At 67.9% G+C, this 18,525-nt stretch carries 27 protein-coding genes; 10 read left to right on the top strand and 17 right to left on the bottom strand.

Features of this window, described 5'->3' with window-relative positions; all coding sequences use genetic code 11:
* Window positions 1-28: 28 nt before the first annotated feature.
* Both ACOEQ2_RS05015 and ACOEQ2_RS05020 read left to right on the top strand, forming a co-directional pair.
* On the top strand, window positions 29-187 hold the full coding sequence (locus ACOEQ2_RS05015; protein ID WP_419730284.1) for a hypothetical protein: 159 nt from the start codon (window positions 29-31) through the stop codon (window positions 185-187).
* An 85-nt stretch (window positions 188-272) separates the two neighbouring features.
* Window positions 273-449 carry a DUF1328 domain-containing protein gene (locus ACOEQ2_RS05020; protein WP_419730285.1) on the top strand — a complete coding sequence of 59 codons (177 nt, stop codon included), beginning with the start codon at window positions 273-275 and terminating at the stop codon, window positions 447-449.
* A 21-nt stretch (window positions 450-470) separates the two neighbouring features.
* Here the strand turns inward: ACOEQ2_RS05020 and ACOEQ2_RS05025 are convergent, their stop codons facing one another.
* The 8 genes from ACOEQ2_RS05025 to ACOEQ2_RS05060 all read right to left on the bottom strand — a co-directional run bounded on the left by ACOEQ2_RS05025 (window position 471) and on the right by ACOEQ2_RS05060 (window position 5,725).
* Window positions 471-1,049 carry a demethoxyubiquinone hydroxylase family protein gene (locus ACOEQ2_RS05025; RefSeq protein ID WP_419730286.1) on the bottom strand — a complete coding sequence of 193 codons (579 nt, stop codon included), beginning with the start codon at window positions 1,047-1,049 and terminating at the stop codon, window positions 471-473.
* Window positions 1,046-1,576 carry a disulfide bond formation protein B gene (locus tag ACOEQ2_RS05030; RefSeq protein WP_419730287.1) on the bottom strand — a complete coding sequence of 177 codons (531 nt, stop codon included), beginning with the start codon at window positions 1,574-1,576 and terminating at the stop codon, window positions 1,046-1,048. The genes ACOEQ2_RS05025 and ACOEQ2_RS05030 overlap by 4 nt, the downstream gene beginning before the upstream one ends.
* Before the next feature lie 44 nt (window positions 1,577-1,620).
* On the bottom strand, window positions 1,621-2,985 hold the full coding sequence (locus ACOEQ2_RS05035; protein WP_419730288.1) for an alpha,alpha-trehalose-phosphate synthase (UDP-forming): 1,365 nt from the start codon (window positions 2,983-2,985) through the stop codon (window positions 1,621-1,623).
* Window positions 2,973-3,695: a trehalose-phosphatase gene (otsB, locus tag ACOEQ2_RS05040; RefSeq protein ID WP_419730289.1), complete on the bottom strand. Its 723-nt coding sequence runs from the start codon at window positions 3,693-3,695 to the stop codon at window positions 2,973-2,975. Before otsB ends, ACOEQ2_RS05035 begins: the two co-directional genes overlap by 13 nt.
* A 119-nt stretch (window positions 3,696-3,814) precedes the next feature.
* On the bottom strand, window positions 3,815-4,534 hold the full coding sequence (locus ACOEQ2_RS05045; protein WP_419730290.1) for a DUF2155 domain-containing protein: 720 nt from the start codon (window positions 4,532-4,534) through the stop codon (window positions 3,815-3,817).
* Window positions 4,531-4,761 carry a hypothetical protein gene (locus tag ACOEQ2_RS05050; RefSeq protein ID WP_419730291.1) on the bottom strand — a complete coding sequence of 77 codons (231 nt, stop codon included), beginning with the start codon at window positions 4,759-4,761 and terminating at the stop codon, window positions 4,531-4,533. Before ACOEQ2_RS05050 ends, ACOEQ2_RS05045 begins: the two co-directional genes overlap by 4 nt.
* Entirely contained in the window at window positions 4,758-5,363 is a 606-nt protein-coding gene (gene mlaD, locus ACOEQ2_RS05055) for an outer membrane lipid asymmetry maintenance protein MlaD (protein ID WP_419730292.1), read from the bottom strand. Before mlaD ends, ACOEQ2_RS05050 begins: the two co-directional genes overlap by 4 nt.
* A 2-nt stretch (window positions 5,364-5,365) precedes the next feature.
* A complete protein-coding gene (locus ACOEQ2_RS05060) occupies window positions 5,366-5,725 on the bottom strand; it encodes an NADH-ubiquinone oxidoreductase subunit NDUFA12 family protein (RefSeq protein WP_419730293.1) in 360 nt (119 codons plus the stop codon).
* A 141-nt stretch (window positions 5,726-5,866) separates the two neighbouring features.
* On the opposite strand from ACOEQ2_RS05060, the gene ACOEQ2_RS05065 reads away from it, so the two are divergent.
* The 4 genes from ACOEQ2_RS05065 (at window position 5,867) to ACOEQ2_RS05080 (ending at window position 9,355) form a co-directional block, all read left to right on the top strand.
* Window positions 5,867-7,390: a vitamin B12-dependent ribonucleotide reductase gene (locus ACOEQ2_RS05065; RefSeq protein WP_419730294.1), complete on the top strand. Its 1,524-nt coding sequence runs from the start codon at window positions 5,867-5,869 to the stop codon at window positions 7,388-7,390.
* Window positions 7,387-7,878 carry a RidA family protein gene (locus ACOEQ2_RS05070; RefSeq protein WP_419730295.1) on the top strand — a complete coding sequence of 164 codons (492 nt, stop codon included), beginning with the start codon at window positions 7,387-7,389 and terminating at the stop codon, window positions 7,876-7,878. Before ACOEQ2_RS05065 ends, ACOEQ2_RS05070 begins: the two co-directional genes overlap by 4 nt.
* A 28-nt stretch (window positions 7,879-7,906) precedes the next feature.
* Entirely contained in the window at window positions 7,907-9,082 is a 1,176-nt protein-coding gene (locus ACOEQ2_RS05075; RefSeq protein WP_419730296.1) for a GNAT family N-acetyltransferase, read from the top strand.
* Between the two features lie 78 nt (window positions 9,083-9,160).
* Window positions 9,161-9,355 carry a DUF2934 domain-containing protein gene (locus ACOEQ2_RS05080; RefSeq protein WP_419730297.1) on the top strand — a complete coding sequence of 65 codons (195 nt, stop codon included), beginning with the start codon at window positions 9,161-9,163 and terminating at the stop codon, window positions 9,353-9,355.
* Here ACOEQ2_RS05080 and ACOEQ2_RS05085 read toward each other — a convergent pair.
* Entirely contained in the window at window positions 9,352-10,572 is a 1,221-nt protein-coding gene (locus ACOEQ2_RS05085; protein ID WP_419730298.1) for an NADP-dependent isocitrate dehydrogenase, read from the bottom strand. The two genes, ACOEQ2_RS05080 and ACOEQ2_RS05085, sit on opposite strands and share 4 nt — an antisense overlap.
* 159 nt (window positions 10,573-10,731) lie before the next feature.
* Between ACOEQ2_RS05085 and ACOEQ2_RS05090 the strand changes: the two genes are divergently transcribed.
* Window positions 10,732-10,938: a hypothetical protein gene (locus ACOEQ2_RS05090; RefSeq protein ID WP_419730299.1), complete on the top strand. Its 207-nt coding sequence runs from the start codon at window positions 10,732-10,734 to the stop codon at window positions 10,936-10,938.
* A gap of 27 nt (window positions 10,939-10,965) precedes the next feature.
* Here the strand turns inward: ACOEQ2_RS05090 and recA are convergent, their stop codons facing one another.
* The 7 genes from recA to ACOEQ2_RS05125 all read right to left on the bottom strand — a co-directional run bounded on the left by recA (window position 10,966) and on the right by ACOEQ2_RS05125 (window position 15,596).
* Entirely contained in the window at window positions 10,966-11,994 is a 1,029-nt protein-coding gene (gene recA, locus ACOEQ2_RS05095; RefSeq protein WP_419730300.1) for a recombinase RecA, read from the bottom strand.
* Between the two features lie 252 nt (window positions 11,995-12,246).
* Window positions 12,247-13,326, bottom strand: a complete 1,080-nt coding sequence (locus tag ACOEQ2_RS05100; protein ID WP_419730301.1) for an EscU/YscU/HrcU family type III secretion system export apparatus switch protein — start codon at window positions 13,324-13,326, stop codon at window positions 12,247-12,249.
* Window positions 13,327-13,332: 6 nt separating this feature from the next.
* On the bottom strand, window positions 13,333-14,106 hold the full coding sequence (locus ACOEQ2_RS05105) for a flagellar biosynthetic protein FliR (protein WP_419730302.1): 774 nt from the start codon (window positions 14,104-14,106) through the stop codon (window positions 13,333-13,335).
* Between the two features lie 27 nt (window positions 14,107-14,133).
* Window positions 14,134-14,406, bottom strand: a complete 273-nt coding sequence (gene fliQ / locus ACOEQ2_RS05110; protein ID WP_419730303.1) for a flagellar biosynthesis protein FliQ — start codon at window positions 14,404-14,406, stop codon at window positions 14,134-14,136.
* Between the two features lie 55 nt (window positions 14,407-14,461).
* Window positions 14,462-14,812, bottom strand: coding sequence for a flagellar hook-basal body complex protein FliE (locus ACOEQ2_RS05115; protein ID WP_419730304.1), 351 nt, complete (start codon window positions 14,810-14,812; stop codon window positions 14,462-14,464).
* Window positions 14,809-15,216, bottom strand: coding sequence for a flagellar basal body rod protein FlgC (gene flgC / locus ACOEQ2_RS05120; protein WP_419730305.1), 408 nt, complete (start codon window positions 15,214-15,216; stop codon window positions 14,809-14,811). The genes ACOEQ2_RS05115 and flgC overlap by 4 nt, the downstream gene beginning before the upstream one ends.
* Window positions 15,216-15,596: a flagellar basal body rod protein FlgB gene (locus ACOEQ2_RS05125; RefSeq protein ID WP_419730306.1), complete on the bottom strand. Its 381-nt coding sequence runs from the start codon at window positions 15,594-15,596 to the stop codon at window positions 15,216-15,218. Before ACOEQ2_RS05125 ends, flgC begins: the two co-directional genes overlap by 1 nt.
* A gap of 167 nt (window positions 15,597-15,763) precedes the next feature.
* Here ACOEQ2_RS05125 and ACOEQ2_RS05130 point away from each other — a divergent pair, with 167 nt between their 5' ends.
* The 3 genes from ACOEQ2_RS05130 (at window position 15,764) to ACOEQ2_RS05140 (ending at window position 17,167) form a co-directional block, all read left to right on the top strand.
* Window positions 15,764-16,063 carry a hypothetical protein gene (locus ACOEQ2_RS05130; RefSeq protein ID WP_419730307.1) on the top strand — a complete coding sequence of 100 codons (300 nt, stop codon included), beginning with the start codon at window positions 15,764-15,766 and terminating at the stop codon, window positions 16,061-16,063.
* A complete protein-coding gene (gene fliP, locus ACOEQ2_RS05135; protein WP_419730308.1) occupies window positions 16,036-16,806 on the top strand; it encodes a flagellar type III secretion system pore protein FliP in 771 nt (256 codons plus the stop codon). The genes ACOEQ2_RS05130 and fliP overlap by 28 nt, the downstream gene beginning before the upstream one ends.
* 76 nt (window positions 16,807-16,882) lie before the next feature.
* Window positions 16,883-17,167, top strand: a complete 285-nt coding sequence (locus ACOEQ2_RS05140) for a hypothetical protein (protein WP_419730309.1) — start codon at window positions 16,883-16,885, stop codon at window positions 17,165-17,167.
* Between the two features lie 47 nt (window positions 17,168-17,214).
* Here the strand turns inward: ACOEQ2_RS05140 and ACOEQ2_RS05145 are convergent, their stop codons facing one another.
* The gene (locus tag ACOEQ2_RS05145) at window positions 17,215-18,327 is read right to left on the bottom strand and encodes a hypothetical protein (RefSeq protein WP_419730310.1); all 1,113 of its coding nucleotides are present in this window, start codon (window positions 18,325-18,327) and stop codon (window positions 17,215-17,217) included.
* Window positions 18,328-18,525: the final 198 nt, after the last annotated feature.

Raw genomic sequence — 18,525 nt, forward strand, 5'->3', positions numbered from 1 at the left:
ATCTAATCTCACTCCAACAGGAACACTGATGCGCAAGATCATCCTGCTCGGGCTGGCACTCGGCGTCGCCCTGCCGCTGCTGGCTCCGGCTGCCGAGGCCCAGCCCTTCGGACCGCCCGGCTACTATCACCATCACTACCACCACCACTTCTGGCGCCACCACCACCGCTGGCACCACCCGTACTGAGTTCCGTTTGCCGACCGCGCCGCTGGCCTGACCATGCCAGCGGCGTTCCTCTGTCATCTCCAACCTGAATGCAGGAGTTTCGTCCGTGGATCTGCTCCGCTGGACCCTGATCTTCCTGGTGATCGCGCTGATTGCCGCCGTGTTCGGCTTCGGCGGCGTGGCGGCGGATTTCGCCACCATCGGCAAGATCCTGTTCTTCGTCTTTATCGTGCTGTTCGTGGTGAGCCTGTTCTATGGCAGGGGCCGACGCACCCGCCTCTGAAGCCGCCCAGCCGAGGTCGCCTCAGACGACCTCGCTGACCGCGATCGCGACCTTGCAGCCGGCCTTGATCACCCGCGACAGCACACGATAGCCCGGGGTGAGCTCGGCCTCGTTCTCCAGGCCGATCTCACGATGCTCGAGTTCCTCGAGCCGGAACCGCTCGATCGTCGCCCGCAGTTCCGGCTCGTCCTCGTCCGACAACGAGGCAGCCTGCTCCGAATAATGCTCGTCGATCGCCTCTTCCACCGCGACGGTGCAGGCCATCGCCGCACGCTTGCCCATGGCCGCGGTCACGGCGCCCAGCGCGAACCCCGCCACGTGCCAGATCGGCAGCAATGCCGTCGGACGCACGCGACGCTTCACCACCAGACCGGAAAAGGTCTCTTTGTGGTGCGTCTCCTGCTCCTTCATGTGCCGTAGCAGATCGCCGATCGGCGTGTTCCCCAGCACCGCGATCTGGCCGGCATAGATCCGCTCGGCGCCATATTCGCCGGCATGGTCCACCCGGATCATCCGCGCCATGCGGGCCTGCCCGAGCCGGTCGCCTGGCTGTGGTGGCGCCACGCCGACCTGATCGCGCGGCTGTTGGACATCGCTCATCGTGGTCTCCTCAGGGATCGCAGCACAGGCGGGACAATCAGCCAGGCGCTCGTCAACAGCACCACCGCATAGATGAAATCGAGCATCGCCATCGACACCGGCAGCCATCCCAGCAGCCGGTTCGGCGAGTCACACGGCTTGGCCGGCCGCAGCGGCATCGCGGCCAGTCGCTGCGCCATCGTGCCGCCACTGAAGTGGGGTGCCGCGCAAGCCGGCAGCGGACTTGGCCACCAGCCCTGCTCGACGCCCACATGAAGCCCGGCAATGCCGACCGCCGCCAGCAACGTCAGCGTGATCAGGACCGCCATCGCCCGCCCGACACGAAGCCCGCACGCGCCGGCAATCATCCAGGCCAACCCGAGCAGGATCAGCGCGCGGTATGGCCAGCGTTCCCAGAAACACAGCTCGCATGGCGCCATTCCGGCGATATCCTGGGCCCACCAGACCCATCCCATCGCCCAGAGCCCGGCAGTCGCCCATAGGCCGCCCTGCAGCAACCCGTCGGTGCGAGCGCGATCGGTGTCCATGGGTGCGAGCCTCGCATGCCGGGGCATCGGCGCCCAGCCTCGCGTCATGCCGCCTTTTTCGAGTGCGGCCGAGCCGGTGCCGCGTTCAGCACGCCGAGAAAATCTCGAGCCCAGCTGGCCGCCGTGACCCGATGCACGGCAGCGTTCATCGCCTGCCAGCGCGTCGACCGCTCCTTCAGCCCCATCGTCAACGCCCGGTCCAGCGCCTCCGCGATCTCGTCCGGGTCATATGGATTGACCATCACCGCATCACCCAGCTCGGGTGCCGCACCAGCGAACCTGGACAGCACCAGCACCCCGGGATCGGCCGGATCCTGTGCCGCGACATACTCCTTGGCGACCAGGTTCATGCCGTCGCGTAGCGGTGTCACCAGCCCGACAGCCGCACGGCGATGCACCCCCGCCAGCACCTTCCGCGGCAGCGCGCGGGTGATGTAGCGCAGCGGGATCCAGTCGATCTCGGCCCAGTTGCCGTTGATCCGCCCGGACAGCTCGTCGAGCTCGCGGCGCAGCGACTTGTATTCCGAGACCTCGCCGCGCGACACCGGCGCCACCTGCAGGAACGACACCTTGCCGCGATGCGCCGGGAAGCGCTGCAGCAGCCGCTCGAAGCCGCGGAACCGCTCCGGGATGCCCTTGGAGTAGTCCAGCCGGTCGACGCCGAGGATCAGCGCACGCCCGGCCAGTGCCTGCGTCAGGCGACCCATCTCCTTGCTGGACTCGCCCTTCAGCGCCTGCTTGCCGAACGCCACCGGATCGATGCCGATCGGGAATGCCTGCGCCCGCACGCCCGACTCCAGGGCCGCCAGCGACTGGTTCATGTTGGTGGCGTCCTGCTCGGTCTGCACGCCGACGACGTCGTACGCGTCGAGATCGGCCAGCAGCAGGTCGGCGCCGGGAAGTGCGCGGAACAGCTGCTCGGGCGGGAACGGGATGTGCAGGAAGAAGCCGATGCGGGTCTGCACACCCTCTCGGCGGAGCGCGGCACCCAGCGGGAACAGGTGATAGTCCTGCACCCACACCACGTCGTCGGGCTGGAGCAGGGTCGCCAGGCTGCGGGCGAACATCGCATTGACCGCGATGTAACTCTCCAGCTGATCGCGGTGGTACTGCATCAGCCCGAGCCGATAATGGCACACCGGCCACAGGATGCCGTTCGAGAAGCCCTGGTAGAAGCCCTCATGCTGCTTCGCCGTGAGGTCGATCGTGGCGTAGGTGACGCCGTCCTGCTCGGTCAGCTCGGGAGCCGGTGTCTCGACTCCCTTGCCCTGCGCGCTGCCCGACCAGCCGAACCACAAGCTTGGCTGGCCCTTGATCGCATCCGCCAGACCGACGGTCAGGCCGCCCGCCGGCTGGGTCCGCTCCCGGGGCGAGGGCACCCGGTTCGAGACGATGACTAGCCGCCCCATGTGCCTGCGCCGCTGCGTGCAAGCTCGGACAGCCAGTCACGAAAGACCGCGGGTGTCGCGAAATCCTCCGGGATTCGCAGGCCGACGCCGCCCAGGGCCTCCGCCGCCCGGATCCCATCCTCGTCGGTCACGTCGTCGCCGACGAACACCGGCAGCCGACCGGCGAACGGCGTCTGCTGCATGAGCTGGCGGACCGCGGTGCCCTTGTCGATGCCGGAGGGCTTGAGCTCCCAGGCCATCTTGGCAGCCTGGAGGTGGAACAGCTGCCGCGGGTCCTGGGCCAGCAGCCTCTCGGCGGCGTCGCGCAACGCCGACCCGGCCTCCGGCACGGCACGGAAATGCAGCACCAGCCCGGTATGCTTGCGCTCGATCCGGGCGCCCGGGTGGGCTGCCACGATCCGCTCGGCCTCGTCGAGCCAGCCCTGCGGCAGCTCCGGCAGCTCCGCCCGGTGCACCGGCTCGCCCGGCGCATGCCGGACGGCGATGCCGTGCTCGCCGGCCACGGCGTGCGGAATTCCCGCCAGGAAGTGATCGATCTGCGCGATCGGCCGGCCACTCACCACGGCGAGCGCGCCACCACACCGGTCCCGCAACGTGACCAGGGTCTGGATCAGGCCAGGCGCCACTGCCACCGCCTCGGGCGTCGGTGCGATATCGACCAGCGTGCCATCGAAGTCGAGCAGGAAGGCAACCTGCTGCGGCGGTGGCATGGCTGCGATTTTTGATCGAGGTGAGGAACTTGTACCCATGCAACCAGAACCGGTGGCAGCGGATACGGTTGCACCGGCATCTTCGCGATCGCGCCGCCCCGCCATGCTACCGCATCAGACTAGCGGTCCTGGGGCGGATCCTGGGGCGCCTCCTGGGGCGCCGTCCGGGCCGGAGCCGGATAGACCGGATCGGGCTGGTCGACTCCCCGGCCCGGGTTGCTACCCTGGCTCTGCATCGGGGGCGGCGCCTGGCCCGCGGCAGACGGATCGCCGGAGACCGCATCGACCGAGCCGGTGGTCCCATCCTCGGTCCCGGTATCGGAACTCGACAGCGAATCCGATGCAGCGGCGGGCGCGCTCGGACCCGGGGTGTTCAGCACCATGCCCACCGGCGGTGGCACCGGCGGCGGAAGTGGCGGGGCTGCCGGCGCCACCAGGTCGCCTCCGCAGGCGACCAGCTGCACACCGTAGATCGGGCTCTCGAACACCCCGATCGAGGGCTCGCCGGTGAAGCTCCAGCCACTGAACGGCTGCACCTCGCCGCGACGATCCTGGATGTCGAGATAGGCCCCGGAGTCGTGCGGCAACCCGTCCGGGCGATCCATGCAGCTGCGCACGGTCACGCTCAGGCTCTTGTAGTTGACGGTATCACCGGCCTTCAGGGTCAGCGTCTCGACATGCGCGTCGAGCTTGTCGAGCACCCGCACCACCGCCTGCGAGCGGCCCTGCCACGCGGTCGGCACCGGCATGACCGGCGGCACGATATATTCAGCCGCCTGAATTTGTCCGGCGGTCGCGATGACCAGCCCGACCGCGAGCGCCCCGACCGGCCGTTTCATGGCGGGTCCGTCCCGGCGGAACCGCGCGCCTGCAACGGGCTCGGGAGCGCCTCGATGGTCTCGATCAGGATCCGGCGCATGGCGGTCTCGTCGACACCCATCAGCACGGCGTCGTCGAACACGTCGCGCAGCATCGACGCCAGCTCGGCCTCGTTCTCTGCCAGCACACGGAGCTTCTCGCGGCAGGCGATCGGCGACCCGTCGCGCTGCGGCCACAACGTGGTCACGGCTGCGTCGATGCCGGCGCGGGAGCCGGCGCCTGTCCCGGGGCTGGTGCCGGTGCCGATCCTGGGGCCGCAGACGGTGCGGCGGTCTTTGACTTCTGCGCGCTCATCGCGTCGGTCACGCTGAAGATGAACTTGCTGAGCAGCTGTTCCAGGCTGATCGAGCCCTGGGTCAGGTCGACACGGGCGCCCGGCTTCAGGATGCTCTCGGAACCGCCCGGGTCGAGTGCCAGGTATTTGCCGCCCAGCAGGCTGTCGCTGGTGACCACGGCGGAGCTGTCGGTCGGCAGCTGGATCCCCTGGCGCACGGTGAAGGTAACCTTCGCCTGGTAGCTCTTCGGATCGACGGTCTCGGCGACCACCTGGCCGATGGTCACGCCTGCCAGCCTGACATCGGACCCGATCGACAAGCCGTCGATATGACTGAACTGGGCGGTCAGGCGGTAGCCGTCCTCGGACCGGCGGCCACTCCCGATCACGGCGAGCACCAGCATGCCGGCCAGGCCGGCAAGCACCAGCAGGCCGACGAGGAACTCGATGGAGCTGCGGCTGCTCGGGCGCCGGGCGCGGGCGATGGCAGGCGCGGCTGGATCCAGGGTCGGCATGCTCAGGCGTCCGGGGTCCAGGATTCGTAATCTCCAGTGGCCGGCGGACGCAGGCCACCGCGATAATCGCTGCCCGGCGGCCGGTAGCCTGCCGGATCGCCGGTGCGGTTCGCCTGGAACGGGATTTGCCAGGGCTGGCGGGCGCTCTGCGGCAACGGCGCGTCGTCGGCGTGATGCAGCCAGTTCCACCACTCGGCCGGCACCGCGGACGCGTCATCGCCCGGGTTGTACATCACCCAGCGCTGGAACCGGCGGGTGTAGCCGCCCGGCTTGCGCGACTCGTAATAGCCGCGGCCATCCGCATCGCGACCGACCAGGCGACCACGGAACATGGTGAAGAGGCGCGTGCCGATGCTGTTCATGGCCGCAACCTATACGCACCGGCGAGCCGACGGTCCATCCGCACCGGGATGCGTCCGACGCAGGATGCAGCTTCCTCGACGGATCGGCCCGGTCTAGCATCCGGTCATGCGACAGCCTTTCCCGATCCGGCCGCCCAGCCGATGAACACGGACCCCTCGAACGCCGGCACCGGCACCCGAAGCGCCGGCAGCCGCGGCCTCTGGAACGGGGTCCGGATGCGTGTCGCCGATGCGGCCGCCGATCCGGATGCAGCGCCTCGACGCGTCAGCCTGCCCACCGACTGGGAAGCCCCTGCCGCCGAAGCGCTGGCGGCGCTGGTTTCGGGCAACGGCGCGACATCCCTCGCCGAAGCGGCCGGTCGCTGGATCGACCGGCTCGCCAACCTGCCCGGCGCCGGACGCGACCTGCCCAGGAAGCTGGTGCGGCTGCTGCTGTTGCGGCAGGCCGCACCTGGTCCGGCGATCTGGGCCGCGGATCATGCCGCGGCGCCGTCGTTCGTGATCAACCTGGCCGCGTTCGTGAAGCCCGGGAGCGGCTTCGAGACCGAGAGCTACACCGACGCGCTGCACACCCTCGCGCACGCGCTGCGACTGGCCGAGCCGGAGCTGTTCGCGCCGAGCCTGACGCCGCAGCTATTGCTGACCAACCTGGATGCCTGCCTCGCCGGGCTGGGCCTGGATTACGACGCCGAACCGGGCCGCGACGTCGCACGCTGCCTTGCCGCCGCGGCTGCCGGTGTGATGCGCGGCGACGAGGATGGCGACCAGCTGTCCCTGGTGCGGCCGCCGAGCTGCTGCGCCGTTCCCGGCTTGTCATCGCTGGCCGCCCTGGTGCGCGAGGCCGCACCGCCCGGCCGGCGCATCGAGACCGGCTTCTCGGCACCGGGACCGGTCGATGCGTTGCTCGGCGTCGAGGGCTGCGGCCTGGCGCCGATCTTCTCGCCGCTGCGACCGGACGGACGGCTTTCCGAGAGCACCCTTGCCCGCCTGTCCGGACGTGGCCTCACCCCGGAAGCCGCGCTGGCCCTCAGCCTGTCCGGTGACGGCGTGCTGCCACGCCCCGGCCGCGACGCGTGGCTCGCGATGCACCGCGCACTCGCCGGGCTGGTCGATCGCATGCCGCCGTTGCCCGAGCGCCAGCCGACGCTGCTGCCGGCCGGGACCACACGCCGCGACCTGCCCGCCCGCCGTCGCGGCTTCACCCAGAAGGCGGCGATCGCCGGCCACCGGCTGTTCCTGCAGACCGGCGAATTCGACGACGGCAGCCTCGGCGAGCTGGTGATCACGCCGCCCCGCGAGACCCCGGCGATGCGCGGGCTGATGGACGCGTTCACCCGCTCGGTCAGCCTCGGCCTGCAGCACGGCGTGCCGCTCGAGGCGTATGTCGAGGCGTTCGCCTACAGCCGCTTCGGGCCGGCCGGTCAGGTGGACGGCGATACCGGCATCGCCCACGCGACCTCGCTGCTGGATTATGCCTTCCGAATGCTCTCGGAAGCCTATCTCGGGCGCCCACTCCCGGACGCTCCGCATGTCGACGCCGACCCGTCCCTCGATGATCGGCCATTGCTGCCGCTCGATCTGCCCGAGACCGGCGCCCGGCCGCGTTCGCCGACAACTGGAAGGACATCCCGGACCATGTTGCGTGTCGTCGGAGGCGGCGCATGAGCGGTCTCGCATCCTGGAGCGCGTCGGAACGACTGGCGGAGCTCGGCATCGTGCTGCCGGTCGCAGCCGCACCGGTCGCCAACTATGTCGCGACGGTCCGGACCGGCTCGCTGCTGGTGGTGTCGGGACAGCTGCCGCTGATCGAGGGTCGGCTCGCGGCAAACGGCAAGCTCGGCGGCGGCATCACCGTCGAGGCGGGTGCGGCGGCGGCCCGGCAATGCATGATCAACGTGCTGGCCCAGGTGCAGGCGGCTCTCGGTCGCGGGTGCGGTCTGGGCTCGGTCAAGCGGGTGGTGCGGCTGGGCGGCTTCATCGCCTGCACACCGGATTTCATCCAGCACGCCACGGTGATGAACGGTGCCTCCGACCTGGCCGTGGCGGTGTTCGGCGAGGCCGGCCGGCACGCCCGCTCGACCATCGGCGTGCCGTCGCTGCCGCTCGATGCGCCGGTCGAGGTCGAAGCCCTGTTCGAGATCGAAAGCTGGTAGCCGCCGCCCGGCGTGCCATATCGGCGTAATGGCTGATCAGGCACCTTCTCTCTCGCTCTCCCTGCATGCGGCGATTTCCGCGATCGAGCCGGGCGAGTGGGATGCCTGTGCCGGCGACGACAACCCGTTCGTCAGCCACGCCTTCCTGTCGGCGATCGAGGATAGCGGCTCGACCGGGAGACGCACGGGCTGGCAGCCGCAGCATGCTGCGTTGCGCGACCAAGGCGGGCGGCTGCTGGCGGTGGCGCCGATGTATGCGAAGTCGCACTCGTACGGCGAATACGTGTTCGATGGCGGCTGGGCGCAGGCGTTCGAGCGTGCCGGCGGGCGGTACTACCCGAAGCTGCAAGTGGCCTCGCCGTTCAGTCCGGTGCCGGGCCCTCGCCTGCTGGTCAATCCGGATAGCGGCTACCCGCCCGAGGCGATGACCGCGGCCCTCGGCCAGGCGCTGGCCCAGGCGTGCGAGGAGCTGTCGCTGTCGTCGGTGCATGTCACGTTCTGCCGCGAGGCGGAGTATGAGACGCTTGGCGCGCAAGGCTGGCTGCAGCGGCTCGGGACCCAGTTCCACTGGGAGAATGACGGCTACACCAGCTTCGACGATTTCCTTGGCGCGCTGAGCTCTCGCAAGCGCAAGGTGCTGCGACGTGAGCGGCGTGACGCCAATGCGTGTGGGCTGGTCTTCCGCACCCTCCAGGGTGCCGAGATCACGCGCGAGCACTGGGCGGCGTTCCACCGCTTCTACCTGTCGACGATCGACCGCAAATGGGGCAGCGCCTACCTCACGGCGAAATTCTTCCCGCTGCTGTCGGAGCGCCTCGGCGACCGGGTGGTGCTGATGCTGGCCGAACATGACGGCGTGCCCGTTGCGGGTGCGCTCAACCTGATGGGCGGGGACGCGCTGTATGGCCGCAACTGGGGCTGCGTCGGCGACTGGCCGTTCCTGCATTTCGAGTTGTGCTATTACCGGGCGATCGATTTCGCCATCGAGCGCGGGCTCAGGCGCGTCGAAGCCGGCGCGCAGGGCGAGCACAAGATCCAGCGCGGCTACCTGCCGAAGCCGACCTACTCGGCGCACTGGATCGGCCATCCGGGGCTGCGTGACGCGGTGGCGGACTACCTGGTGCAGGAGCGTGCGGCGCGGCTCGAGGAAATGGAAGAGCTCGCCACTCTCTCACCCTACCGACGCGGCGAGTCTGAGACCTGACACGTGCCCGGGGCCGGTTCCGCCTGGTTGTCCGAGCATTCGCAGGATGACGTCGCGCCGCTGGGAGTGAGGCTGACCATGTCCGAAGAAGCCAGGAAGAACGACGAGCGGGTCAGGCTGCGGGCCTACCGGCTCTGGGATCTGGAAGGGCGACCGCACGGCCACAACGACCAGTACTGGCAGACCGCCCTCGCACAGATCCGAAACGAGGAGCACGCCGCCGAGGACGTGCTCCAGGTCAGTGCAAGGACGGTCCCGGCTGCCGCCGTCTAGGTTCTTGCCGACGCCTTCTGCAGGTTCTCGTCGATCTTGGCGAGGAAGTCCTGCGTGGTCAGCCACTTCTGGTCGGAGCCGATCAACACCGACAGATCCTTGGTCATGAAGCCGGCTTCGACCGTGTCGATGCACACCTTCTCCAGCGTCTCGGCGAAGTGCGTCACGTCGGGAGTGTCGTCGAAGCGGCCGCGGTAGATCAGGCCGCGGGTCCAGGCGAAGATCGAGGCGATCGGGTTGGTGCTGGTCTGCCGGCCCTTCTGGTGCTCGCGGTAGTGGCGCGTCACGGTGCCGTGCGCCGCCTCGGACTCCACAGTGTTGCCGTCGGGCGAGAGCAGCACCGAGGTCATCAGCCCGAGCGAGCCGAAGCCTTGCGCCACGATGTCGCTCTCGACGTCGCCGTCATAGTTCTTGCAAGCCCAGACATAGCCGCCGGACCACTTGATCGCGCAGGCGACCATGTCGTCGATCAGGCGGTGCTCGTAGGTCAGGCCGAGCGCGTCGAATTGGGTCTTGAACTCGGCGTTGAAGATCTCCTCGAACACGTCCTTGAACATGCCGTCATAGGCCTTGAGGATCGTGTTCTTGGTCGACAGATACACCGGCAACTTGCGCGACAGGCCGTAATTGAAGCTGGCGCGCGCGAAGCCCTCGATCGAGTGCTTGGTGTTGTGGATGCCGAGGGCGACGCCCGGACCCTTGAAGTCGTGCACCTCGAGCTCGATCGGGGTGCCGCCATCGGTCGGGTGGTAGGTCAGCATCACCTTGCCCGGCCCGGGGATCTTGGTCTCGGCGGCGCGGTAGATGTCGCCATACGCGTGGCGGCCGATGACGATCGGCTGGGTCCAGTGCGGCACCAGGCGCGGCACGTTGGAGCAGATGATCGGCTCGCGGAAGATCGTGCCGTCGAGGATGTTGCGGATGGTGCCGTTCGGGCTGCGCCACATCTTCTTGAGCTTGAACTCGGCGACGCGGGCCTCGTCCGGGGTGATCGTCGCGCACTTCACGCCGACGCCGTAGGTCTTGATCGCGTGGGCGGAGTCGATGGTGACCTGGTCGTCGGTCTGGTCGCGATACTCGATGCCGAGATCGTAGTATTTCAGGTCGATGTCGAGATACGGGACGATCAGCTTCTCCTTGATGAAGCTCCAGATGATCCGAGTCATCTCGTCGCCGTCGAGCTCTACGACGGGTTCCTTCACCTTGATCTTGGCCATGTCTCTATCCCGCTGGGCCGACGCCCGCGCGTCGGCACGCCTGCAATCGTGCAGGCCGGAAAATCGCACCTGCCGGGCATGGCGGCAACCCACCGAACGCTACTTGCGAATGAGTATCAATACCGACTAGGTTTGGGAACCAGCCGGAGTCCATCGACGATGCAACGCCACCTTGCCGCAGGCTCGACAATCATCAGCGCACTCATGGCCGCGGATCGGCCGACCCGAACCATAGACCGCCATTCCCGCGAGCCGGTCGTCCAGCCCTCGTTCGAGCGCTTGCTGGCGATGATGGGCAAGGGCAGCTTTCGGCTGGCTCGACCGCCTGCGCACCGCCAGCATCAGGACGGATCGACGGCCGAGTAGGTCCGTCGTCCGCCCTGAAGGTGGTCGTCAGTCGGCGGCTTCCTGCTCCTCCGGCGCAACCATCAGCGCGTTGGCGACGACGCCTGACTGCTGCCGGATCTTGGCTTCGATCGCCGCTGCCATCTCCGGGTGGTCGCGCAGGAACTGCTTGGAGTTCTCGCGGCCCTGGCCGATCCGGGTACTGTCGTAGCTGAACCAGGCGCCGGACTTCTCGACGATGTTCGCCTTCACGCCGAGATCGATCAGCTCGCCCATCTTGCTGACGCCCTCGCCATACATGATGTCGAACTCGACCTGCCTGAACGGCGGCGCCATCTTGTTCTTCACCACCTTCACGCGGGTCTGGTTGCCGACGATCTCGTCGCGCTCCTTGATCTGGCCGATGCGGCGGATGTCCAGGCGCACCGAGGCGTAGAACTTGAGCGCGTTGCCGCCGGTGGTGGTCTCCGGGCTGCCGAACATCACGCCGATCTTCATCCGGATCTGGTTCAGGAAGATGATCATGGTGTTGGAGCGCGACACCGTGCCGGTAAGCTTGCGCAGCGCCTGGCTCATCAGCCGCGCATGCAGGCCCATGTGGTTGTCGCCCATGTCGCCATCGAGCTCGGCCCGCGGCACCAGGGCGGCGACGCTGTCCACCACCAGCACATCGATCGCACCCGACCGCACCAGCGTGTCGGCGATCTCGAGCGCCTGCTCGCCGGCATCCGGCTGGCTGATCAGCAGGCTGTCGATGTCGACGCCGAGCTTGCGGGCATAGCCCGGATCGAGCGCGTGCTCGGCATCAATGAAGGCGCAGGTGCCGCCCTTCTTCTGCGCTTCGGCGATAGCATGCAGCGCCATCGTGGTCTTGCCCGAGCTTTCCGGACCGTAGATCTCGACCACCCGGCCACGCGGCAGGCCACCGATGCCGAGCGCTATGTCGAGTCCCAGCGAGCCCGACGAGACGACGTCCACATTGTCGTTGGTGCGCTGCCCCATGCGCATGATCGAGCCCTTGCCGAAGGCCCGCTCGATCTGGGTGAGAGCGCCTTCGAGCGCCTTGCTCTTGTCCATGTCTGCTCCTTGAGGCGCATACCCGCCCACGAGTCGTTTGGCCGAAGCTTACCGCAGCAGGCGCCGAAGCGGCAGCACACGTGACCTGTGCGTGCTGACGCCACCCATATCACGGCGACGTTATCAATCGCATGCCGGAATGATCGTCCGCCTCCGATTGATGGGCGATCCAGCTGATCTACTACGTGAACAAATAGTGCACAAGCCTCCCGATTGCCAGGGATTTCACTGTCCTGTCAGGCTTTCTTACGGCTAGCGGATCGGCTGCGCTCCGGGCGGCGGGCGCTGCAGGCGCCACACATAGGCGATGATGCCGGCGACAACCTGGAAGTGCTCGCGCGGGATCTCCTGATCGAGCGGCACGGTATAGAGTGCCCGGGCCAAGGGCGGGTTGGTCACCACCGGCACCTTGTTCTCCTCGGCGACGGCACGGATCCGGGCAGCGAGCTCGTCGACGCCCCGTGCAACGATCCGCGGCGCGCCCTTGCCGCCGTTGTCGTAGGCCAGCGCCACCGCATAGTGCGTCGGGTTGACGATCACCACGGTCGCCTTGGGAACCGCCGCCATCATCCGCCGCCTCGAGCGTTGGCGCCTGATCTGGCGGAGACGGGCCTTCACCTGCGGGTCGCCGTCGCTCTCCCGGTGCTCGTCGCGCAGTTCCTGCCGGCTCATGCGCAGCTTGGAGCTGTGCCGGTAGCGGACCCAACCCACATCGAGAACGGCGATCACCCCCTGTACGGCCAGCAGCATCAGCAGCGCGTGCAGCACGATCCCGGCGGTGCGGTTGGCGAGAGTGCCCGCGTCCCAGCCGGTCGAGCCGAGGAACACCGGCCAAAGCCCTTCCAGCACCTGGCGAAGCGCCAGCGCAAACGCCATCAGTTTGATGGAGGCTTTCAGCGTTTCCATCAGGTTGTCGCCGCCGACGATGCGCTTCAGTCCCTTGGCCGGACTGATCCGGCCGAGCTGCGGCATCAGCCCGCCCATGTTGAGCAGGAACCCGGTCTGCAGCAGCGTGACGAGCACCAGGCCGGTCACCGCCGACAGGATCACCGGCGCCCCCAGTCCGACACCGAGCATCAGCATCTCGCGGATGAAACCGGCGCCCCCGGCGGTCATGTCGACACCGCCGACGCCGCTCATCAGCTGCTTCATCGTGATGATGAAGTGCATCGTCCGGGACGGGCCGGTCATCACCAGCGCCAGCAACGCACACCCGATCACCGTCACCGACTGCAACTCGCGGGACAGCGCGACCTGCCCCTCGGCACGCGCACTCTCCAGACGCTTCTGCGAAGGGGCCTGCGTCCGATCGTCGCTGTCGGCGCCGGCCATGCGAGGTCAAAGGCCCGGTAGCGAGGCGAAGGCGGTCGAGATGCTCGACATCCAGGCTTCCAGCATCCGCTGCAGCACCAGGCCGAACACCAGCAAACCGCCCAGCACCTGCCCAGGCATGGCGAGCGAATAGACCTGCAGCGACGGCACCAGCCGGGCCAGCAACCCGAGCATCACCTGCCAGACCAGCCCGGCGATCACCAGCGGGGCCGCAAGGCGCAGGGCCAGCGCGAAACAGGCCGTCGTCGCGACCGCAACACTCTCGGCCGCGTCACCCGCCGGCAGCAGATGGCCCGGCGCGAAAACCCGGTAGCTGCCGGCCAGGGCGCCGAGCGGGAGCGCATACAGGCCCGAAGAGAGGATCAGCACCGGACCGGCGAGTGCCAGCAGCCGGCTGGTGCCGCTGCTCTGGGCACCGAGCTCGGGGTCAGGCTGCAGCACGCTCGACAGCCCGATCTGCACTGCGGCGATCTGGCCGGCGATCGGCAATGCCAGCGCCATCAGCCTGGCGAGCCAGCCGAGCAGCAGGCCGCACAACAACTCGCCGCCAACCAGCGCCAGCACTCGAAGCGGCTGCTCGCCGACCGGCGGGATCAGCGACGCGACCGCCGGCAGGATCAACGCGGTGATCGACAGCGCGAGACCCGCCCGCACCACCATCGGCGTATCGCTCTCGCCGAGCCCGGGCAGCACCATGATCGCGGCGCTTACGCGCGACAGCACGATGGCGAAGCCGAACGCCCAGCCCGGCAGTGATGCCAGCAGCAGCTCGTCATGCATCGGCGTGTGGCCGCGCGCCCGATCGCATCACTGGCCGCCGGACGCGATCAGCCGGTCGAACAGCATGTGCGTGTAGTCGGTCAGCGTCACGAACATGAATGGACCGGCGATCGTCAGCGCGAGCCCGAGCGCCAGCAGCTTCGGCACGAAAGCCAGCGTCGACTCGTTGAGCTGTGTCACTGCCTGGATCAGCGAGATGATCAGGCCCACCACCAGGGCCGCCACCAGCGCCGGTGCCGAAAGCTTCAGCACCACCATGAACATGTCACGCAAGATCAGCCCGACATCACCTTCCTGCATCGCATCCCTCCTGGTTGCATATCCGCCGGAACCGGGCCGCGCCCGATCCTCGTGTTCAGATCGACATCTTCATGATGTCCTGGTACGCCTGCACCACGCGGTCGCGGATCGCGGTCGTGGATTGCAGTGCCAGTTGCGCGCGCGAAACCGCCATCACCACGTCGGTCAGGCTGCCTTCGCCGGAAATACCTTTCGCCGACGCAACGTCGGCCGCCTGCCCGGTCTGCACGACACCCTGCAGCGCCTTGGCCAGCGTGTCGCCGAAACCGGAGCCGGCCGCGCTGCCGACACCCGTGACGTCCCCCGCACCATCCGCGCCGATGCCGCCGAGGCCGGACTGGCCCTGCACGCGCGCATACGCACTGGCAGCGGCGGAAGGTGCGGTGAGTGCCCGCAGGTCGCTCATTTCAGCAGATCGATCGCGCGCGTCATCATCGAGCGTGTCGCCTGCATGACATTGAGGTTGGCGCTGTAGGACCGCTCGGCTTCACGCATGTCCATCATCTCGACGAAACTACTCACGTTCGGTGTCTTGACGTAGCCCGCGGCATCCGCGGCCGGATGCGACGGATCGTAGCGCGTGGGGAACGCGGCCATATCCTTGCCGATGGTCTTGACGTTGACCGACGGTTCGCCAGTTGCGTGATCGATCGTTTCGCCAAAGGTGATGGTCTTGCGGCGGTACGGATCAGCGCCGGGCGTAGATCCGGTGGTGTCGACATTGGCGATGTTTTCGGCAATGACGCGAAGTCGCAGGCTCTGCGCGTCCATCCCCGACGCCGACACGCCCATGGCATCGAAGATATCCATCAGCCTTTTCCGAGCGCCATGGCGTACATGCTCATGTATTTGCCATACAGATTGGTCACCAGGCGCTGCTGCGTTTCGGTGTCGGCAACCTTGGTCATCTGGTCGTCGAGTGCCACCGCATTGCCGTCGATCGAGCGCTGGCGCGGCCGCACCGCAACGGTGTTGGCGATTTCCATGTTGCCGGCCAAGTGCCTCGGGTCGGTCTGCACCGGTGCCACCTGCAGATTGGCAAGGCTCTTGCTGAACGACATCTCGTCACGCGGCACGAAGCCCGGGGTATCGGAATTGGCGATGTTGCGGGCAAGCACGCGCTGACGATCATCCAGCCAACTGAGCCGGCTCGCTGCCAGGCTCAGGAGATCGGTCTGACCGTCACTCATGGTGGACACTCCTCTCGGTCCGCAGCGCCAATCGCGCCCGTCGATGCAGAATGACCGCAACTCCTTGCTGAACCGTTAACCGCGAATCCCGGCGCCGCTAACCTTTTCTTAAGCTGCGGCGGGTCATGGTGCGGCTCGACACATCCACCGGCAAAAGGCCGCCCCGCATGCCAATGACCGACCTGCTGAGTGCAGCGGGCGCACTCGCCCTCGTGATCGGCCTGATCGTACTGCTGCGGTTCGGCAGCCGGTTCGTCGGCATGGGGCGCCTGCGTCCGGCGAACACGCCGCTGATCCTGGCCGGCCAGTTGGCACTCGACGGCAGGCGCCGGCTGCATCTGGTCGGATGCGGGTCCGGCCAGGTGCTCGTGCTGACCGGCGGCGTCACCGACGTGATGCTTGTCTGGCCGCAGGCACCACCGGGGCCGGAGACGCCGTCATGGCCCGGGCTGGAGATGTCATCGTGAGAGGCATCCTCGCAGCATTGGTCCTGCTCGGGCTGTCGCTGGTGCTGCTCCCGGTGGCGGCGCACGCCCAGGCCGTGAGTATCGATCTCGGCCACTCGGGCGAGGCCGGTGCCACCGGGCGCCTGGTGCAGCTGACCGCGCTGATCACGCTGCTGTCGCTGGCGCCGAGCCTGATGGTGATGGTGACCGCCTTCACCCGGATCGTCATCGTGCTGTCGCTGCTCCGCAGTGCGCTCGGCGCCCAGGGCACGCCGCCGAACACGGTGCTGATCGGGCTTGCGTTGTTCCTGACGTTCTTCGTGATGCAGCCGGTCCTGCAGCAGTCATGGGACGGCGGGATCGTGCCCCTGATGAGCGGCAAGGTCAGCGAGTTCGACGGGCTGCAGGCTGCCGCCGAGCCGTTCCGCCACTTCATGCTGGCCAACGTGCGACCGCCGGACCTGCGGCTGTTCCTCGACATCGCCAAGCTGCCGGTCCCGCCCACCGCGGCCGACACGCCCTGGCGCACGCTGGTGCCGGCCTTCATGATCGGCGAGCTTCGGCGCGGCTTCGAGATGGGGTTCCTGCTCTATCTGCCGTTCCTGGTCATCGACATCGTGGTCAGCAGCGTGCTGATGAGCCTCGGCATGATGATGCTGCCGCCGAGTTCGATCTCGCTGCCGTTCAAGCTGATCTTCTTCGTTCTGATCGATGGCTGGCACCTGGTCGCCGGCAGCCTGGTGCAGAGCTTCGCCCCCGGGTAGCGCCCCCGGGTAGCGCCGGTCACGCGCCGCAACTCCCCGACCGGGCGGCGTTACCACTCCCGAGAAGGAGACCGCGATGACCGAAGAGCACACCGAGGAGGGCATCCTCCACACCGCTGGCCAGCAGAACACCGGCAACCACAAGAAGCCCGACGCACCGGATGCCGGGAGCGTGGACAAGCTGGGCGGAACGCGCGCGGGTGCGGAAAACGTCGAGCCGGCTGCCACCACCAGCGTCCAGTCCGGGCCCGATATCGAGCGCGTGCAGGCGATCGATGCCGACCCGGCGCCCGACCTGACCAACCAGCATGGCGAACACGCCGAGCGGGCTGCCGAACGAGACGAGCGCGGCCGCCTCTAGAACCGCGGCCCGGCCGGAGCAGGCAGCAGCCCGGCCGGGCACACGCCTCAGATCAACAGCAGCTTGTCGGCGAGTGCCATCCAGCCCGCCGGCTCCTTCACCAGGGCCTGGATGTCATATTTCCCGAACGCCCGGGTTGCGCCGCGCTTGGTGAAGATCTCCCAGAAGATGCCGGAGGCCGGCCCCGCCCCTGCGCCGCCGCGGCTCCCGAGGATCGACTTCTTCGGCGGCAATGGCGGCAGCGGCTTCGGGATCGGCGGCAACGGCTTCTGCGCCCCGGTGGATCCTGTCGCGGATGGAGCCATCGTCAGCGGCGCCGTCGGCCTGACCGGCGGCAGGGTGAAGTCCTGCAGCTCGATCTCCTCGAAATACCCCTGCTCCTCGTAAGCCTTCCAGTGGATCGCCGAGGCTGCGGCGTAACAGGCGCCGGCGCTGGTCAGCTTGATGCCGGCCTTCAAGGCAGCCGCCGCGATCGTGGTGGGCAGCGACGCCAGCGGGATGATCGAGCCGACCAGCTGCGCGCCGCGGATCGACAGCTTGGCCGCCTTGGCCGCCTCGACCAGCCGGCAGAAATCCTGGACCTCCTTCTGGTCGCTGTACTTTGCCGCGATGTAGCCGACCTTGGCCATGTGATGCGCAGTCAGGCGTGTCGCGTCGCCGTGATAGACCGCTCCGGTCACGTTCACGCCGACCATGTGCGGAATCAACGAACTCAGGGTGCCGAACGCCTGCACCGCACTGCCGCCCATCTTCTTCCAGCGTCGGCTGCTCAGATAATCCTGCGTCACCGGGCTCGTTTGTCCAATCTCGACGTCGTGCTGGTCGAAGAACGGGTTCCGCTTCTTGCTCAGCTTCTTCAGGGCCTCGCCGCCGCTGGCCTCGATGCCCTTCATGCTGTCGACGCCCGCCTGCAGGCCGTAGCCGATGGTCTTGATCGGCTCCTTGTAGGCCTCGGCATCGACGGTCCCCAGGACGATCGAGACCGCCTGCATCGCGATGTCGTAATTATCGACCTTGTCCTGGCCGGCCGCCTTGAGCGCCTTCGCCTGGTCGGCCTTGCTCCCCAGCCACTTCGGACCGGACGGCGACGCGAAGTTCTGCGCCGGCAGCTGCGGACCCTTGGGAAGTGCGGGGATGCCGGAGAGCGAGGGCAGCTTCACGATGCGAACCCATGACGGACTGATCGCCGTCCGGGTCCGGCTACACGCCGCAGGCCGTCCCGATTGCCGCCACCGATTGCCATGCGCCGCCTCCAGATCCTGCCGGACTGTTCCACCTCGAAGGCGGCAGCATCGCCGATGGCGGGACGGAAGGTAACCGGGGCGTGAACAACGTCATGACTTCATCATAAACGTCGC

The organism is Lichenicola sp. (assembly GCF_965198575.1).
Classification (GTDB): Bacteria; Pseudomonadota; Alphaproteobacteria; order Acetobacterales; family Acetobacteraceae; genus Lichenicola.

Excerpts from the sequence above, each read along its gene's own strand:
- ACOEQ2_RS05100 (WP_419730301.1), bottom strand. The coding sequence starts at position 13,326 with ATGGCCGGCGCCGACAGCGACGATCGGACGCAGGCCCCTTCGCAGAAG.
- ACOEQ2_RS05125 (WP_419730306.1), bottom strand. The coding sequence starts at position 15,596 with ATGAGTGACGGTCAGACCGATCTCCTGAGCCTGGCAGCGAGCCGGCTC.
- recA (WP_419730300.1), bottom strand. The coding sequence starts at position 11,994 with ATGGACAAGAGCAAGGCGCTCGAAGGCGCTCTCACCCAGATCGAGCGG.
- ACOEQ2_RS05030 (WP_419730287.1), bottom strand. The coding sequence starts at position 1,576 with ATGGACACCGATCGCGCTCGCACCGACGGGTTGCTGCAGGGCGGCCTA.
- ACOEQ2_RS05075 (WP_419730296.1), top strand. The coding sequence starts at position 7,907 with ATGGCTGATCAGGCACCTTCTCTCTCGCTCTCCCTGCATGCGGCGATT.
- ACOEQ2_RS05025 (WP_419730286.1), bottom strand. The coding sequence starts at position 1,049 with ATGAGCGATGTCCAACAGCCGCGCGATCAGGTCGGCGTGGCGCCACCA.
- fliP (WP_419730308.1), top strand. The coding sequence starts at position 16,036 with ATGGCCCGGGCTGGAGATGTCATCGTGAGAGGCATCCTCGCAGCATTG.
- fliQ (WP_419730303.1), bottom strand. The coding sequence starts at position 14,406 with ATGCAGGAAGGTGATGTCGGGCTGATCTTGCGTGACATGTTCATGGTG.
- flgC (WP_419730305.1), bottom strand. The coding sequence starts at position 15,216 with ATGGATATCTTCGATGCCATGGGCGTGTCGGCGTCGGGGATGGACGCG.
- ACOEQ2_RS05045 (WP_419730290.1), bottom strand. The coding sequence starts at position 4,534 with ATGAAACGGCCGGTCGGGGCGCTCGCGGTCGGGCTGGTCATCGCGACC.
- ACOEQ2_RS05080 (WP_419730297.1), top strand. The coding sequence starts at position 9,161 with ATGTCCGAAGAAGCCAGGAAGAACGACGAGCGGGTCAGGCTGCGGGCC.
- ACOEQ2_RS05130 (WP_419730307.1), top strand. The coding sequence starts at position 15,764 with ATGCCAATGACCGACCTGCTGAGTGCAGCGGGCGCACTCGCCCTCGTG.
- ACOEQ2_RS05060 (WP_419730293.1), bottom strand. The coding sequence starts at position 5,725 with ATGAACAGCATCGGCACGCGCCTCTTCACCATGTTCCGTGGTCGCCTG.
- ACOEQ2_RS05035 (WP_419730288.1), bottom strand. The coding sequence starts at position 2,985 with ATGGGGCGGCTAGTCATCGTCTCGAACCGGGTGCCCTCGCCCCGGGAG.
- ACOEQ2_RS05090 (WP_419730299.1), top strand. The coding sequence starts at position 10,732 with ATGCAACGCCACCTTGCCGCAGGCTCGACAATCATCAGCGCACTCATG.
- ACOEQ2_RS05015 (WP_419730284.1), top strand. The coding sequence starts at position 29 with ATGCGCAAGATCATCCTGCTCGGGCTGGCACTCGGCGTCGCCCTGCCG.
- ACOEQ2_RS05140 (WP_419730309.1), top strand. The coding sequence starts at position 16,883 with ATGACCGAAGAGCACACCGAGGAGGGCATCCTCCACACCGCTGGCCAG.
- ACOEQ2_RS05065 (WP_419730294.1), top strand. The coding sequence starts at position 5,867 with ATGAACACGGACCCCTCGAACGCCGGCACCGGCACCCGAAGCGCCGGC.
- ACOEQ2_RS05115 (WP_419730304.1), bottom strand. The coding sequence starts at position 14,812 with ATGAGCGACCTGCGGGCACTCACCGCACCTTCCGCCGCTGCCAGTGCG.
- otsB (WP_419730289.1), bottom strand. The coding sequence starts at position 3,695 with ATGCCACCGCCGCAGCAGGTTGCCTTCCTGCTCGACTTCGATGGCACG.
- ACOEQ2_RS05070 (WP_419730295.1), top strand. The coding sequence starts at position 7,387 with ATGAGCGGTCTCGCATCCTGGAGCGCGTCGGAACGACTGGCGGAGCTC.
- ACOEQ2_RS05105 (WP_419730302.1), bottom strand. The coding sequence starts at position 14,106 with ATGCATGACGAGCTGCTGCTGGCATCACTGCCGGGCTGGGCGTTCGGC.
- mlaD (WP_419730292.1), bottom strand. The coding sequence starts at position 5,363 with ATGCCGACCCTGGATCCAGCCGCGCCTGCCATCGCCCGCGCCCGGCGC.
- ACOEQ2_RS05085 (WP_419730298.1), bottom strand. The coding sequence starts at position 10,572 with ATGGCCAAGATCAAGGTGAAGGAACCCGTCGTAGAGCTCGACGGCGAC.